Source organism: Saccharospirillum impatiens DSM 12546 (assembly GCF_000423605.1).
Classification (GTDB): domain Bacteria; phylum Pseudomonadota; class Gammaproteobacteria; order Pseudomonadales; family Natronospirillaceae; genus Saccharospirillum; species Saccharospirillum impatiens.
In genome coordinates this window covers 109620-123143 of record NZ_AUIH01000005.1, presented here as the reverse complement: position 1 = coordinate 123143, position 13524 = coordinate 109620, and the positions used below count along the sequence as shown (strand labels likewise).

The 13524-nt window shown below is 53.6% G+C and carries 14 protein-coding genes; 9 read left to right on the top strand and 5 right to left on the bottom strand.

Annotation, left to right across the window (positions count from 1 at the left end):
- Nucleotides 1-55 precede the first annotated feature (55 nt).
- Entirely contained in the window at nt 56-1711 is a 1656-nt protein-coding gene (locus G565_RS0105210) for a FimL-related protein (protein ID WP_028670000.1), read from the top strand.
- A gap of 18 nt (nt 1712-1729) precedes the next feature.
- Entirely contained in the window at nt 1730-2377 is a 648-nt protein-coding gene (locus G565_RS0105205) for a hypothetical protein (RefSeq protein WP_028669999.1), read from the top strand.
- Between the two features lie 21 nt (nt 2378-2398).
- Here G565_RS0105205 and G565_RS0105200 read toward each other — a convergent pair whose 3' ends face one another.
- Nucleotides 2399-2713, bottom strand: coding sequence for an SCP2 sterol-binding domain-containing protein (locus tag G565_RS0105200; protein WP_028669998.1), 315 nt, complete (start codon nt 2711-2713; stop codon nt 2399-2401).
- Nucleotides 2714-2825: 112 nt separating this feature from the next.
- Between G565_RS0105200 and sohB the strand changes: the two genes are divergently transcribed.
- On the top strand, nt 2826-3833 hold the full coding sequence (gene sohB, locus G565_RS0105195) for a protease SohB (RefSeq protein ID WP_028669997.1): 1008 nt from the start codon (nt 2826-2828) through the stop codon (nt 3831-3833).
- 75 nt (nt 3834-3908) lie between these two features.
- Here the strand turns inward: sohB and G565_RS0105190 are convergent, their stop codons facing one another.
- Complete coding sequence (locus G565_RS0105190; RefSeq protein WP_028669996.1) at nt 3909-5660, bottom strand: lytic transglycosylase; 1752 nt, start codon at nt 5658-5660, stop codon at nt 3909-3911.
- A 273-nt stretch (nt 5661-5933) separates the two neighbouring features.
- On the opposite strand from G565_RS0105190, the gene G565_RS25830 reads away from it, so the two are divergent.
- The 3 genes from G565_RS25830 to dnaQ all read left to right on the top strand — a co-directional run bounded on the left by G565_RS25830 (nt 5934) and on the right by dnaQ (nt 7904).
- Nucleotides 5934-6650 carry a class I SAM-dependent methyltransferase gene (locus G565_RS25830; protein ID WP_051207375.1) on the top strand — a complete coding sequence of 239 codons (717 nt, stop codon included), beginning with the start codon at nt 5934-5936 and terminating at the stop codon, nt 6648-6650.
- Nucleotides 6640-7104: a ribonuclease HI gene (gene rnhA / locus G565_RS0105180; RefSeq protein ID WP_037337780.1), complete on the top strand. Its 465-nt coding sequence runs from the start codon at nt 6640-6642 to the stop codon at nt 7102-7104. Before G565_RS25830 ends, rnhA begins: the two co-directional genes overlap by 11 nt.
- A 62-nt stretch (nt 7105-7166) precedes the next feature.
- The gene (dnaQ, locus tag G565_RS0105175; RefSeq protein ID WP_028669994.1) at nt 7167-7904 is read left to right on the top strand and encodes a DNA polymerase III subunit epsilon; all 738 of its coding nucleotides are present in this window, start codon (nt 7167-7169) and stop codon (nt 7902-7904) included.
- A 92-nt stretch (nt 7905-7996) separates the two neighbouring features.
- Here the strand turns inward: dnaQ and lexA are convergent, their stop codons facing one another.
- Nucleotides 7997-8602, bottom strand: coding sequence for a transcriptional repressor LexA (lexA, locus tag G565_RS0105170; protein WP_028669993.1), 606 nt, complete (start codon nt 8600-8602; stop codon nt 7997-7999).
- A gap of 73 nt (nt 8603-8675) precedes the next feature.
- Here lexA and G565_RS25825 point away from each other — a divergent pair, with 73 nt between their 5' ends.
- Nucleotides 8676-9545, top strand: coding sequence for an alpha/beta hydrolase (locus G565_RS25825; RefSeq protein ID WP_051207374.1), 870 nt, complete (start codon nt 8676-8678; stop codon nt 9543-9545).
- A 53-nt stretch (nt 9546-9598) separates the two neighbouring features.
- Here G565_RS25825 and G565_RS0105160 read toward each other — a convergent pair whose 3' ends face one another.
- Nucleotides 9599-10669, bottom strand: a complete 1071-nt coding sequence (locus tag G565_RS0105160) for a 3-deoxy-7-phosphoheptulonate synthase (protein ID WP_028669992.1) — start codon at nt 10667-10669, stop codon at nt 9599-9601.
- A gap of 152 nt (nt 10670-10821) precedes the next feature.
- On the opposite strand from G565_RS0105160, the gene G565_RS0105155 reads away from it, so the two are divergent.
- Both G565_RS0105155 and cysB read left to right on the top strand, forming a co-directional pair.
- Complete coding sequence (locus G565_RS0105155; RefSeq protein ID WP_028669991.1) at nt 10822-11280, top strand: hypothetical protein; 459 nt, start codon at nt 10822-10824, stop codon at nt 11278-11280.
- A gap of 210 nt (nt 11281-11490) precedes the next feature.
- Nucleotides 11491-12465 carry an HTH-type transcriptional regulator CysB gene (gene cysB / locus G565_RS0105150; RefSeq protein ID WP_028669990.1) on the top strand — a complete coding sequence of 325 codons (975 nt, stop codon included), beginning with the start codon at nt 11491-11493 and terminating at the stop codon, nt 12463-12465.
- A gap of 155 nt (nt 12466-12620) precedes the next feature.
- Here the strand turns inward: cysB and G565_RS0105145 are convergent, their stop codons facing one another.
- Nucleotides 12621-13352 carry a phosphoadenylyl-sulfate reductase gene (locus tag G565_RS0105145; RefSeq protein WP_028669989.1) on the bottom strand — a complete coding sequence of 244 codons (732 nt, stop codon included), beginning with the start codon at nt 13350-13352 and terminating at the stop codon, nt 12621-12623.
- Nucleotides 13353-13524: the final 172 nt, after the last annotated feature.

Genomic DNA, 13524 nt, shown 5'->3' with positions numbered 1-13524 from the left:
CAGGCGGTTGTTGATCACGTCCTGTACGTGTGTCCCGCAACAAGGTTAGTGAACGATGAGTACAGCCACATCTAAGGAAGCGATCAAGACCGAGCTTGAGGCCACGCTGCAGCAAGCGCAGTCTGCACTCGAGAGCTTTAGCTCGGACACCAGCGATCTGGTGCAATTACAGCAATCACAGGATCTGATTGGACAAATGCGGGGCATCTTCCAGGTGTTGGAAGAAGAGGGCGCCATTGCCCTGTGTGATGAGTTTAACGCACTGATCAATGCGATACCCACCGGCCAGTCCGTCGATGGCGACGATCTTCGCATGAAGCTGGATGCAATGAGCGGCGGGCTGGTCGTGCTCAGCCGCTATTTGGAGTTTTTGAGTCTCGGGCAGAAAGCCATTCCCGCCGTGTTGTTGCCGACCATCAATCAGTTGCGTCGGGCACGCGGCGTGACGTTGCTGGGCGAGGGTCATTTCTTTCAGTTTTCCTTCAAGCCTGGTAAGCCGGCGGACAAGAAGGTGTTTGAATTTACACCTCAGAAGATTCGCCAGCTTAAAAAGTTTCGCCATATGTACCAGGCTGGCTTGCTGCACCTGTTGCGAGGTGAGCGCACTGTAGGGGCTTTCAAGTACATGGGCCTGGCGTTAAACCGCATAGATCAGCTTCTTGCCAATGCGCCCTGTGCGCCACTGTGGTGGGTTGCTTCGGGGGCACTTGAGTCGATGGCCAATCGCAGTGCGCTGATGACCGGTCCGCGCAAAATGCTGTTTGCCCAGCTTGATCGTCACCTTAAAGAGTTGATCAGTCATGCCCCTAAATCGCTGAACAAACAACCTTCACTCGCGTTGATGAAAGAGTTTTTGTTTTTGCTCGCCATGAATCCCGCTGAGAGCCTGAGGGCGCGTCAGGTTGCCAAATACTATAATTTGCCGACTCTTGGGCAGAGCGACGATATGCTCGAAGAGCAGCGTCAAATTCTGTTTAGTCCGGGCCGAAGTGTGCTGTCGAGCGTGTCTGAGGCCTTGAAAGAGGATATTGCGGTTATTAAAGACACTGTAGATCAGGCAGCTCGGGGCGATAGCGGGTTTTCGGCTCGTACCCTGCAGGAGCGGATGACCAAGGTAGCCGATGTGTATGTAATGCTGGGTCTGCAAAGCCCGGCGAACGTGTTGAAGCAGCAGGGCAAGGTCATAGCAGGATGGGCCGACAATGCAGCCCCGTCCAATGAACAGCTGCTGACCATTGCGGATGCCGTGCTCTACGCAGAAAGCGCCTTGTCGCGGATTTTACAAGGCCAGCGACAATTGGAAGGCAGCGGCGATAACAAAGCAGCGCTTGCGCAGTTGCATGATGCCCGCGTGGTGCTGATTGATGAAGCCGAGGCAGGCCTGGCACTGGCCAAAAGGGCCATTACAGCCTACATGGATTCTCAGGGTGACCGGTTACATCTATCAAACGTTGTTCCAACACTCAATGGCGTGAAGGGAGCCTTTGTGTTCCTAAACAGCAACACCGCTGCCGATCTGATTCAGCGTGCCATTAACTATATCAGCCGTGACCTTGAAGAGTCCGGAACGATGGTCGACCCCGGGCAATTGGAATCCCTGGCCGATGCATTGTCGAGTCTGGAGTTTTTCCTGGAAGGGTTGCTCAGCGACTCAGCCAATGAGGATATTCTGAAACTTGCCAAACACAGCCTGGCCGCGCTGTCTGTGTAACCTGATGCGATGAAACTGATGACGCAATGGCCGCTGTTTGCTTTGCTGGTTTTGCCTGGTTTGTTGCTGGTCTACATTGCCTTGCGATTGCTAGTGCGACGGGGGTGGGTAGCCGGTTTTATTCGCGGTACTTTGGGCGTTGCTTGCCTGGTAGGGCTTGTGATCATCGGTTTCTTTATATTTGATCTGGCGGCTTACCGGGCTTTCACCCGCGAAATGGTTATCGCGACCCTCTCTTTTAGCCAGCAGGGTGAACAAATTTACCAGATCAATCTCGAAACCAACCAGGATCAGCAGCGGCGGAACCTGGTGTTGATGGGCGATGAGTGGCAATTGGATGCCCGTATACTCACCTGGTCTGGCCCGCTGGTTTTGCTGGGTATGGAGCCGGTGTACCGTCTGGACCGCATTGCCGGGCGCTATCAATCAATTGAGCGTGAATTGAACGCACCGCGAACGGTGATCGATCTTCGTGAAGATGCTCTCTGGTCGGCTAGTGAGGTTAGCGACTGGCTGCCATGGATTAATGCTCGCTTCGGCAGCAGTGTCTATTTGCCTATGGTCGATAATGGGTTGTTCGAGGTCGTACTGGGTGCTCAGGGGCTGATCGCGAGGCCGGTTAATGAGCCGGCTCGCGAAGCGCTGGGGCAGTGGTTTTCTGACTGAAAACCGGAGTGCGGCGAACTATTACAGTGAGAACAGGTCCGACAGGCGCGTTGCCAGCATCATGTCGCCTTCTGTACGCAAACGACCTGCCATAAATGCCTGCATGCCATTCAATTCACCGGAAACAATTTCTTTTAGCGTGTCCTCATCCATGATCAGTGTGACCGATGGGTCCTGGTGTTCGCCAGATACCAGTTGGCATTGGCTGTCTTTTACGATCAGGTGGTAGGTGTCGTTGTCGTCGATGTTGAACTGAAAAACAACGTCCAGACCCGAGGCGGCGTCGGCGTTGAACTGGGATTCGATATTATTGAGCATGTCTGCAGTCGAGGCCATGTCTGTTCTCCGGTAAGTGGCTAAATGTCAGTCACTGGATTGTAGAGAGCTGAAGGTTCAAAATCAAACGATTGTTTGAAACGTAAGTTTAACTGATGAAAAGGAGAAAATTGTGTGGGCTGAATACGGTGCATTTGTATTAAAAACCATCACCCTGGTCGTTATTCTGGTTATTGGGCTGGTCGCAGTAGCTCGCGCATCGCAGGGCAGTAGCGGTGGATCGAAGAAGTCGGGAGGACGGCTGCAGATCGAAAAGCTCAATGACCGGCTGGAAGCGGGAGCAGACCGGGTTCGTCAGGTCGTTATGTCGAAAAAAGCCTATAAGTCTCATCATAAATCGCTAAAAGCTGAGCGAAAAGCGGCTGCCGAGAAAGAAACCAGCCAGGTATGGGTGTTGCGATTCAAAGGCGATATGCATGCATCCCAGGTCGATAACTTACGCCGTGAAGTTACAGCAATCATACAGGTGGCTAATGCCACCGATGAGGTCGTGGTGGTTCTTGAAAGCCCTGGTGGTGCAGTTTCCGGTTACGGCCTGGCAGCCTCACAACTGGTGCGGGTAAAAGAAGCCGGGCTGTCACTGACGGTGTGCGTCGATAAAGTCGCTGCCAGCGGGGGTTATATGATGGCCTGCATTGCTGACCGCATTATCGCGGCTCCCTTTGCGGTCGTGGGCTCTATCGGTGTTTTGGCACAGGTGCCCAATATTCATAAACTCCTGCAACGCCACCAGGTTGATGTGGAAGTTTTGACTGCGGGCAAACATAAAGCCCCCATGACCCTCATGGGAGAGAAAACAGAGGAGGGGCGTCAGAAGTTGCTGGACGATCTAAAAGCGATTCATGAGCGGTTCAAAGAGCTGGTAGGGCGCTATCGTCCTCAGTTGGATCTGGCTGCGGTGACTGAAGGCGACTTCTGGCTGGCGGAAGATGCCCGGGAGCTTGGGCTAGTGGATCAGTTGGAAACCAGCGACGCGTATTTGTTGGGCAAAGTGAAGACAAACGATGTGGTGTCGGTCACCTGGGTTCCGCAGGTTGGTGTGGATCAGCGGCTCAAAAAAGCATTTTCCTCATCTGTGCAAGGCGCCGTCGATTCATTGTCGCAGCGTTATATTCCCTGACATCAGTCATTTTCTCGCAGACGGACAGAGTCTGCCGACTCTGTCCGTCGTCATTGCCAAGGCGGGACTGCGTGGTTATTGAAGTCGGGTCACGTCGACATACAGCGTCAGGCGCTGACCAGGCTGTAAATACTCCTGACCGATAGTATTCCAGTTCTGGATGTCGGCGATACGTACGTTAAAGCGGTTAGCGATTCGGTACAGGGAATCTCCTGAACGCACGACGTAGCCGACTTTGCGAACCACTTCGCGACCATTCCTGACTGATGAACTCACCGAAGCGGTTGACGAAGATGAGACATCATCGCTGACCCATACGGCCAATGTCTGGCCCGGGCGAATAACGTCGCGTGGTGCCATGTTGTTCCAGCGAGCGAGACTCTGTACGGACACACCAAACTCTCTGGATATATCCCAGAAACTGTCTCCTGACTGCACCACGTAGTCGACCCGATTGGTGTCTGAACTGCCCGACGCATTCTGGCGTCTGGCAAGACGCTGATCGGCGCTCATTGAATAGGTGTTGCTGCTGGCAGAGGCGGTAGGGATCATTAAGGCATCACCGGCCCGTATCAGGCTGTCATTCAGGTCATTGGCTTCCTGAATGATGTCAACGGTTACCTCAAAATCACGAGCAATAGTCAGCAAGGAATCGCCAGTCTCAATGGTGTATCGTTGCCAGGCCATGCGCGAGTCCAGTGGCAAGTCGGCTAGCCGCTCCCGGAACTGGGCAGCCCTGCTGGTGTGTACCAGCAGTCGATGGGGGCCTTCCGGGTTTGTCGCCCACTGATTGAAGCCCGGATTCAACAGGTACAGATCACTCAGGTCCATGTCGGCCATGGTGGCTGCCTGAGCCAGGTCAATTTGGCTACCGACGTCAACAATCTCGAAGAAGGGTTCGGTATCCAGCAGCGGCAGTTCAATTCCATACGTGTCCGGAGAGTGAATTAGCTTGGCCAGGGCGAACATCTTGGGGACATAGGCTTCTGTTTCGCGGGGCAAATCCAAATTCCAAAAATCGGTTGGTTTGCCTTCAGCCCGATTGCGCCGCATGGCTCTCATCACCGTGCCGGGCCCGGAGTTGTAGGCGGCCAGTGCCAATAGCCAGTCGCCATCAAACATGTCGTTAAGTTGGTCAAGGTATTCCATGGCGGCGCGGGTAGACTCGACCACATCGCGACGACCGTCGTACCACCAGTCCTGCTTGAGTCCGAACATGCGTCCGGTTGATGGAATAAACTGCCACATACCAGCGGCGCTGCCATGGGAATATGCAAAGGGGTCAAACGCACTTTCAACAATGGGCAGTAAGGCCAAATCAAGCGGCATGTCACGCGCTTCCAGTTCCGCGACGATGTGGAACATGTAGCGGCCAGCGCGTTCGCTAACGCGGTTGAAGTAGCTCTGATGACTGGCATACCAGCGAAGCTGGGAAGTGATGCGAGGGTCCTCGAGCGTTAGATCAAACTCAAAACCGCGGCGCAATGTCTGATAAAGATCTTCCGGGTACTGGGCGTACGGATCATACACCGCGCGAGCACGCAAGGTTTCCGCGGCCAGATCCGGGTCTGTGGCGAACACGTCTTCTGTCGCTGTCAGATCGGCAAGCAGTGGGTCGAAAACCGGTTCAGACTGGTTGGCTTCATCCAGCTCTGTGTCCAGTTCGCGTTCAACGAGCCTTTGTTCGCCGACGTCGGCGTCAGTGCTGGACTCTGCATTTGGCTCTGCTGTGGCCTGGGAGAAAGACGAGAGTGCAGGCAATGTACTGCATCCGCTGGTGACAAAGCCTGCGACGGCCAGCGGTATCAAAAATCGTTTGGATGTCATGAAAGAATCTTTTCTTTTTTGATGCTGGGTTCCAGTTGAGAGATAATTCTATGTCGCTATGGGGTGCAGGGGCAAGTTAAGGCATAGTAAGAGGGGTTGGATTGGACAGCTTTGCGACGATGAGTATGCACCAGGGCGCCGATATACGGCGGTTTATGACATATTCAGGCGTTCGCTGAAATTAGAGAGGGCATTTTGGCTAAACGGATAGGTTTCAGATTCAAGCAATGGCTTCGAGCGGGGCCGCCCTCTGTCGCTGTCCAGGAATCGGCCATGCATGATTGGTATTTTACGCCAATGGGTGGCCGGTTGATCGAAGTAGAGCGAGAACTGGTGGCTCGAGCATTGGCTGGCCGCTTTGGTACGCATCTGGCTCAATTGGATTCTGGCTATCATAACCCTTTGTTTGAGCCGCGCCTTTACGGATGTGGTGTGCTGATGACTCAGCTTGATAATCGTGCTCTGTGTCCGAGTGTCCGGGGTGATGCAGAGGCGTTGCCGTTTGAACCTGAGAGTCTTGATGCACTGATCATGCATCACACCCTCGATCAATGTGATAACCCTTATCAGGCTGTGCGCGAGGCTGCTCAGACGCTGCGACCCGGAGGTATCCTGGTGATCGTTGGTTTTAACCCATATTCTACCTGGGGGCTGCGTGCATTGCTCAGCCGTGCTCGCTCGGGTCTCTGGCGTAGCCGATTCATCAGTAGCAATCGCGTGTCGGATTGGATGCAGTTACTAAACTTTGAACTGGAACGTTCGGAAAAACACGGTTACATGTCACCCTTCTCTCGGCCGGCCTGGCTGTCGCGATTTCGCTTTTTAGGTCGTCTGCAAAAAACATTGCTGCCGGTTACCGGATCCGTCTATTTACTAGTCGGATGCAAGCAGGTGCCCGGAAGAATCAACGGCCGCGCCCGCTGGCGTACCAAACCCATTCTCGAATCAGGCCTGGCCGGTCGAACTATCAGGAAACAGCATGAGCACTAGTGAACAAAACGAGCAAGCCGTTGTGCTTTATACGGATGGCGCCTGTCGGGGAAACCCGGGCCCGGGTGGCTGGGGTGTATTGATGCAATACGGCCACAAACGCAATGAACTCTATGGCGGTGAAGACCAAACGACCAACAACCGGATGGAGCTGATGGCCGCGATAGCCGGGCTGGAAGCGTTGAAGCGAACCTGCCAGGTGGATGTCTACACCGATTCCCAGTATGTGCGCAAAGGCATTACCGAATGGATACATGGCTGGAAAAAAAATGGCTGGAAGACGTCGGCAAAAAAGGACGTGAAGAACCGGGACTTGTGGCAGCGGTTGGATGCCGGTATCGCCAAGCATCGGGTTAATTGGCACTGGGTCAAGGGGCATGCAGGGCATCCTGGCAATGAGAGAGCTGATGCACTGGCTAACCTGGGAATTGACGATCGACGTATTCGAGTCTGAGTACAGGCGTTCCACTGATAGCGGCGTCAACCAACACATTGAATGATGAGAACTTTGGCAGCATGAGACAAATTGTACTGGATACTGAAACCACGGGTTTAAGCCCTAATAAGGGTGATCGTATTGTGGAGGTCGGTTGTGTGGAGCTTTTGGATCGCAAACTGACTGGGCGCCATTTTCACTATTACATCAACCCGGAGCGCGATATTCCAGAAGAAGTGGTTGCCGTACACGGGATTGATAACGACAAGGTTAAAGATGCCCCCCGGTTTCGGGATATTGCCCAGGAGTTCTGGGATTACGTCAACGGTGCCGAACTGGTCATTCACAATTCAGCCTTTGACATGGGCTTCTTGCAAATGGAGTTTAACCGCCTTGCTGACGAGGGGTTTTCCCAGTTTGGCCCGCTTAATCAGGCGTGCGGCGTACTTGATACTCTGAAACTGGCGCGCGAGAAACACCCGGGTGCGAAAGCCTCGTTGGATGCCTTATGTAAGCGCTATGGCATCGACAATTCACATCGCACGCTGCATGGTGCCTTGCTCGACTCGGAAATTCTGGCCGATGTGTACCTGCTGATGACAGGCGGGCAAACTGCTCTGATTCTGGATGATGAAGAAGAAGGCAATGCTGAGCAGGTCAGCTTTGATGCCAGCGCGGTGATCGCATCCAATCAGCCGCTGAAACGAGTGCAGCCGACAGAAGAGGAGCGGGCGGCACATCGGGATATGTTGGCGGTTATTGAAAAATCAGCGGGCAGGGCGCCTGTCTGGATTGAAATGGCCGGCCAAAATGATTGAAGGCCTGTCAGTTAATCAATCTGTATTCGGAGCGTGAATATACTGGAAATCGATGACTGTGCAGTCATCGATTTCCAGTGAAAAGGCCAGGCTCAGTGCAATGAGCGGCGAATCACCCCGACATACAGGCCTTCTATGGCGAATTCCTGCTGGGTTAAGTCGACTTTGATCGGTTCAAAGTCTTCATTTTCCGGATAAAGCGTGACAGTCTGCCCGCTGCGTTCATAGCGTTTAACAGTGACATCATCGCCGACCCGCGCAACCACCACATCGCCATTGCGCACCTGATCGGTCTTGTGCACGGCAATGAGATCGTCTTCGAGAATGCCCATGTTCTTCATGCTCAAGCCCTGGACCTGAAGTAAAAAGTCAGCTTTGGGACTGAACAGGCTAGAGGGTAAGCTCAGGAATTCTTCAATCTGTTCCTGAGCGAGAATGGGTTCGCCGGCAGCAACTCGGCCAATGACTGGCAGCCCGGTTTCAGGCTCTTCAGGTAGCCTGATGCCTCGTGATGCACCGGGAATGATTTCGATCGCCCCTTTGCGTGCCAGCGCCTTGAGGTGTTCTTCTGCGGCGTTGGGTGAGCGGAAGCCTAGCTGGTTGGCGATTTCCGCCCGAGTAGGAGGGTAACCGGTTTCCAGCATGTGGTCTTTCACGAGGTCGAGAACTTGTTGTTGACGAGCCGTCAGTTTAAACATAATGTCGCCCTGTTTTTATATACAGTAGCTGTGATTATATACAGCCTGTGGTCGCTGTAAAGGATTCTCTGGTTTGAAAAGTAGCAGTCAGTACTTCCCGGTTGCTCTGCTGAGCGCCGAGTACAAAGAAGGCATCTATGAGGATGTCTATTCGCTAAAGCCCAATACCAGTATCGACAATACGGTTGAGATTGCGCTGGTTCGGTTACATAGCGAGCAGGTATCTCGTGGTCACCCCGTATTGTTGGTGCACGATGCTTTCGCCAATCACTGGCAATGGCTCGACTATGGAATCGGTGGCGTTGCCGGCGCTCTGGTGCGCGCGGGTTATGACGTATGGCTGATGGACTGGCGAGGTCATGGGTTGTCATCACGCAACCAAAGACCGGTGCTCAATACGTTGGACAATATGGCCGAATTTGATCTGCCGCCGGTTATTCAGTTCATCGAAGAAAAAACGGCTCAGCTACCAACCCTGGTTAGCCAGGGGCATGGATGTGACATGGTATTGCAGCACGCTGCCGTCAAAAACTACCAAGCCAACGTTGTCTTGTTGGATGCGGCGCCCGTCTGGCCGCGCAGAGTGTTCTGGATTCCCGGCGTAAAAGCCTGGCACAGGACAAGGCTGCAATGGGGGCGCTGGCATCGCAGGGAGGGGCGGGAAGAGAGGGAGCCGTCTTCCCTGTTTCGGCAAGTTTTGCGCCGACAGGGATGGTTTGGCAGTTGGCGTGGTTATGATCAGGCGTTGATGAAGCCCCGGTTGAAAGCAGCGCAAGATCGCCTGTATTGGGTGATATCAGCGCACCAGGCCGAACCTGGGCTAAAGCGCCTTGGGGTGGATCCTTCGCGTATTACTCTGGGGGCCAGCGCCCGGGACTGGCTCGCGCTGATGGCGTCGATCAGCCCGAGCCAGGTACCAGGCTCCCGGGATCGGGCTTTGTAGACGCTCCTTTATACAACCCTGCCCATAGTTTTCCGGGCCAGCCGAGTCGTTTTTCAGGCGCCGGTGCGGCCCGGCAAAACGTCTTTCAGTTTGGCATGCATTGACCTCAGCAAACTCTCAGTTGCAGACCAGCCGATGCAGGCGTCCGTTACCGACACGCCCGGTTTGAGCTGTGAAAGATCGTCAGGAATGCTCTGATTACCCTCCTCCAGATTGCTCTCAATCATCAAACCAATGATGGACTGGTTGCCCTCCAGTATCTGATTGGCTACGTTATCGGCTACCAGCGGTTGCAGTGCGTGGTCTTTGTTGGAGTTGGCGTGTGAGCAATCAACCATGATGTTGGTCGGGACGCCGGCTTTTCGCAAAGTAGCTTCGCACTGGGCTACGCTCACTGAATCGTAGTTGGGTTTTCCGTTTCCGCCGCGCAGTACGACGTGCCCGTAGGCATTGCCCTTGGTATGAATGATGGCGACCTGACCTTCCTGGTTGATGCCCAGAAACCGGTGCGGGGAGGAAACGGATTTAAGCGCATTGATAGCAACGTCAAGGCTGCCGTCAGTGCCGTTCTTGAATCCAACAGCCGAAGACAGGCCGCTGGCCATTTCTCGGTGAGTCTGGCTTTCAGTCGTACGTGCGCCGACGGCAGACCAGCTGATCAGGTCTTGCAGGTATTGGGGCGAGATGGGATCGAGTGCCTCCGTTGCCGTCGGCAAGCCGAGGTGGGCGATGTCCATCAACAACGTGCGACCAATGTGAAGGCCGTCTTCAATTTTAAAGGAATCGTTCAGGTAGGGATCGTTGATCAGGCCTTTCCAGCCAGTCGTCGTGCGGGGCTTTTCGAAGTAGACACGCATGACGATCAGCATGGATTCACTGACTTCATCGCTTAATGTTTTGAGGCGTTTGGCATAGTCAATCGCCATGGCCGGATCGTGTATGGAGCAGGGGCCGATGACGACTATGATGCGTGGGTCTTTGCGATCAAGAATGGCTCTTACCGCGTCTCGACCCGCGTTAATAACAGTGGCGGCCTCTTCTGTGACCGGAATGTCGGCTTTAAGGGCATCCGGTGTTAGCAGAATTTCCTGGCTTTCTACGTTTAAGTTCGCTAATGCTTGCATGATAACGCTAAGACTCTCGTTAATGGTTCAATACTGTGTGGGTTGAGTCAGGCCGGGACTGGATAGATGGCTGGCAGGTTTGGCCTGTTCATGCTGGAATGATAAGTAAGTAAAGAATAAAATACAACCCGTAAAGAAAAGGATACAGTTCGGTGACATCTCGTTCGAAAAGCAAGCAAAAACAACGGCCCTGGTCGGGATTGTTGGGTGGTTTTATCGTGATCGTGCTGTTCGTTGCCGCGATGGGGATAGCCTTGGAAGAAATGTCAGCAGGTGAAGGTGAGTTCCGGCGAACCGTTTGGGACCGGCTGACTGGAAAGCCAGCGGTGCCTGTAGGTCGGGCTCAGGTCAGTGTGCAATTGGCTGTGGAAATTTGCCGGCAACGGGTAGCTGGTCAACTGGGTCCTGAATTATTACAAGTCAGTTTTGACCAGCGTTCGTCTCGCTATAACACTGAGTTACAGGTGCATACCGTTTTTCTGGATCTCACCTTGCAGGGGCGAGAGCGTGATGATATTTACGCCCGATGCGATGTGTCCGCGGTCAATCGACTGATTCTCGAGTATCGATTGCAGAACTACGGAAATATGTTCTGGGGGGTAGGTGGCTGATGGGTTCTCAATGTGGATGTCCCGCTCTTAAAACGAGATTATTCTAAAAAAGAATAATTGATCATCTTTATATAACCTGATAAAAATTGAGAGGTGTGTGGGATTGATGGCCAGTGAGCCCAGTGGCGACGACTACCAGGCACAAAACGACATTTAGACACTGACCTGCTACGGGTCCGGGACCGCACTGAACTGGCAAAGGGGAGTACTATGAAGTTGCAGCAATTGAGATACATTTGGGAAGTAGCTCATCACGATTTAAACGTATCAGCAACGGCGCAAGTCTTGTACACCTCCCAGCCCGGTATCAGCAAGCAAATCAGACTCCTCGAAGATGAACTTGGGATAGAAATTTTTGCCCGTTCCGGCAAGCACCTGACCCGCATAACGCCTGCGGGGGAGGCGGTTCTGAAAGTCGCCGGAGAGATTTTGCGCAAGGTCGACTCGATCAAGCAGATCGCGCAGGAACACAGCGACGACCGTCAGGGCAGCCTTAGCCTCGCGACAACCCATACCCAGGCGCGTTACGCATTACCCCAGGTGATTGACAGTTTTATTCGGGATTTTCCCGATGTGTCACTGCACATGCACCAGGGCACACCCGTTCAGATCGCAGAAATGGCAGCAGACGGGACCGTCGATTTGGCCATTGCGACCGAGGGAATGGATCATTTCTCGGATTTGGTGATGATGCCTTGCTATCGTTGGAACCGCTCCATCGTTGTTCCCCGCGAGCATCCGCTGGCAAAGCGAACGCAAATTACGCTTGAAGACGTAGCAGCTTTTCCAATCGTCACTTACGTGTTTGGTTTTACCGGCCGCTCCAAGCTGGACGATGCGTTTCTGGAGCGCGGACTGACGCCAAAGGTCGTTTTTACAGCAGCTGATGCCGATGTGATCAAAACCTATGTCAGGCTGGGGTTGGGCGTGGGTATATTGGCTCATATGGCCATCGATCCCGAGCAAGACCGGGACCTGGTTAGTCTGGATGCCAGCCACCTGTTCGAAGCCAGCATTACCAAAATAGGTATTCGTAAAGGCACCTTCATTCGTGGCTTTATGTACCGGTTTATCGAGCGCTTTGCCCCGCACCTGAATAAAAGCATCGTAGATGAGGCCATGTCTACCACCAGCCGGCATGAGCTGGATGAGTTATTCCAGAATACCCAGTTACCGACGTATTAGGGCGGCGGGAGCGTCACCTATGTTAACAACGTGGAAAACGGTTTTCGCTGGCAGACGGTACGTCGATAAACAGCGTTGACGTGGCCTATTCTTTGGCAGGGTTCGCGGGCCTGATCTGTGGTTGCAAGCCAGGCGCCGCCTACTAGCCGTTTCCTCTAGTCAGTAAAAGGCAACCCACCGGGCTTTCCACCCGCATGTAAGCCACATTCTTTCTGGGTGGCCTCTTCCCACCACCATCGACCTTCCCGCTCATGCTGCCCGGGTAAAACCGGGCGAGTGCAGGGTTCACAGCCGATGCTGATGAAGCCTTGTTCGTGCAGAGGGTTGTAGGGAATATCCATCATGCGAATGTAATTCCAAACCTCCGCAGAGGTCCAGTTCGCCAATGGATTGTACTTATACAAAACCTCTCCGCGGCCTGTAAAACGGTCGTCACGCTGAACGTTGGGGACTTCGGCCCTTGTGCTGGGGCTTTGATCTTTGCGTTGTCCGGTTATCCAGGCATCCACTCCGCTGAGTGCACGTTCCAGTGGCTCGATCTTGCGGATGCCACAACATTCCTGGTGTCCATCCTGGTAAAAACTGAACAGCCCCTTGTCGTGGACAAGTTGTTGCAACGGTTCAGCCCTCGGGGAATAGAGCTCAATCGGCAGGCTGTAATGGTTGCGAACCTGATCGATGAAGCGGTACGTCTGGGGGTGCAAACGACCGGTATCCAACGTGAACACCCGGGGCGATTGGGTAAGCTTGCTCAGCATATGAACCAGAACAACGTCTTCTGCGCCACTGAAGGAAAGGGCGATGCGGTCATGTGCTTCTAGCGCGCGTTTGAGAATGTCCCGGGGCGACAGCCCGGATAGTTCCAGATTCAGTTCAGTCAGATTCATGGTCAGGCACGGAGGTCACGGATAAGCGATGACTTTACCAGCTTGCGCGAACTTCGTTAAATAACCGCATATCATAAGGTTATGTTGATGAGGGTGGTCTGCATCGGGCAGGGAGGTGATTCCGTGGAACTGTTCCACGTGGAGCCATTCGTGTGGAACACTTTTTAATCAA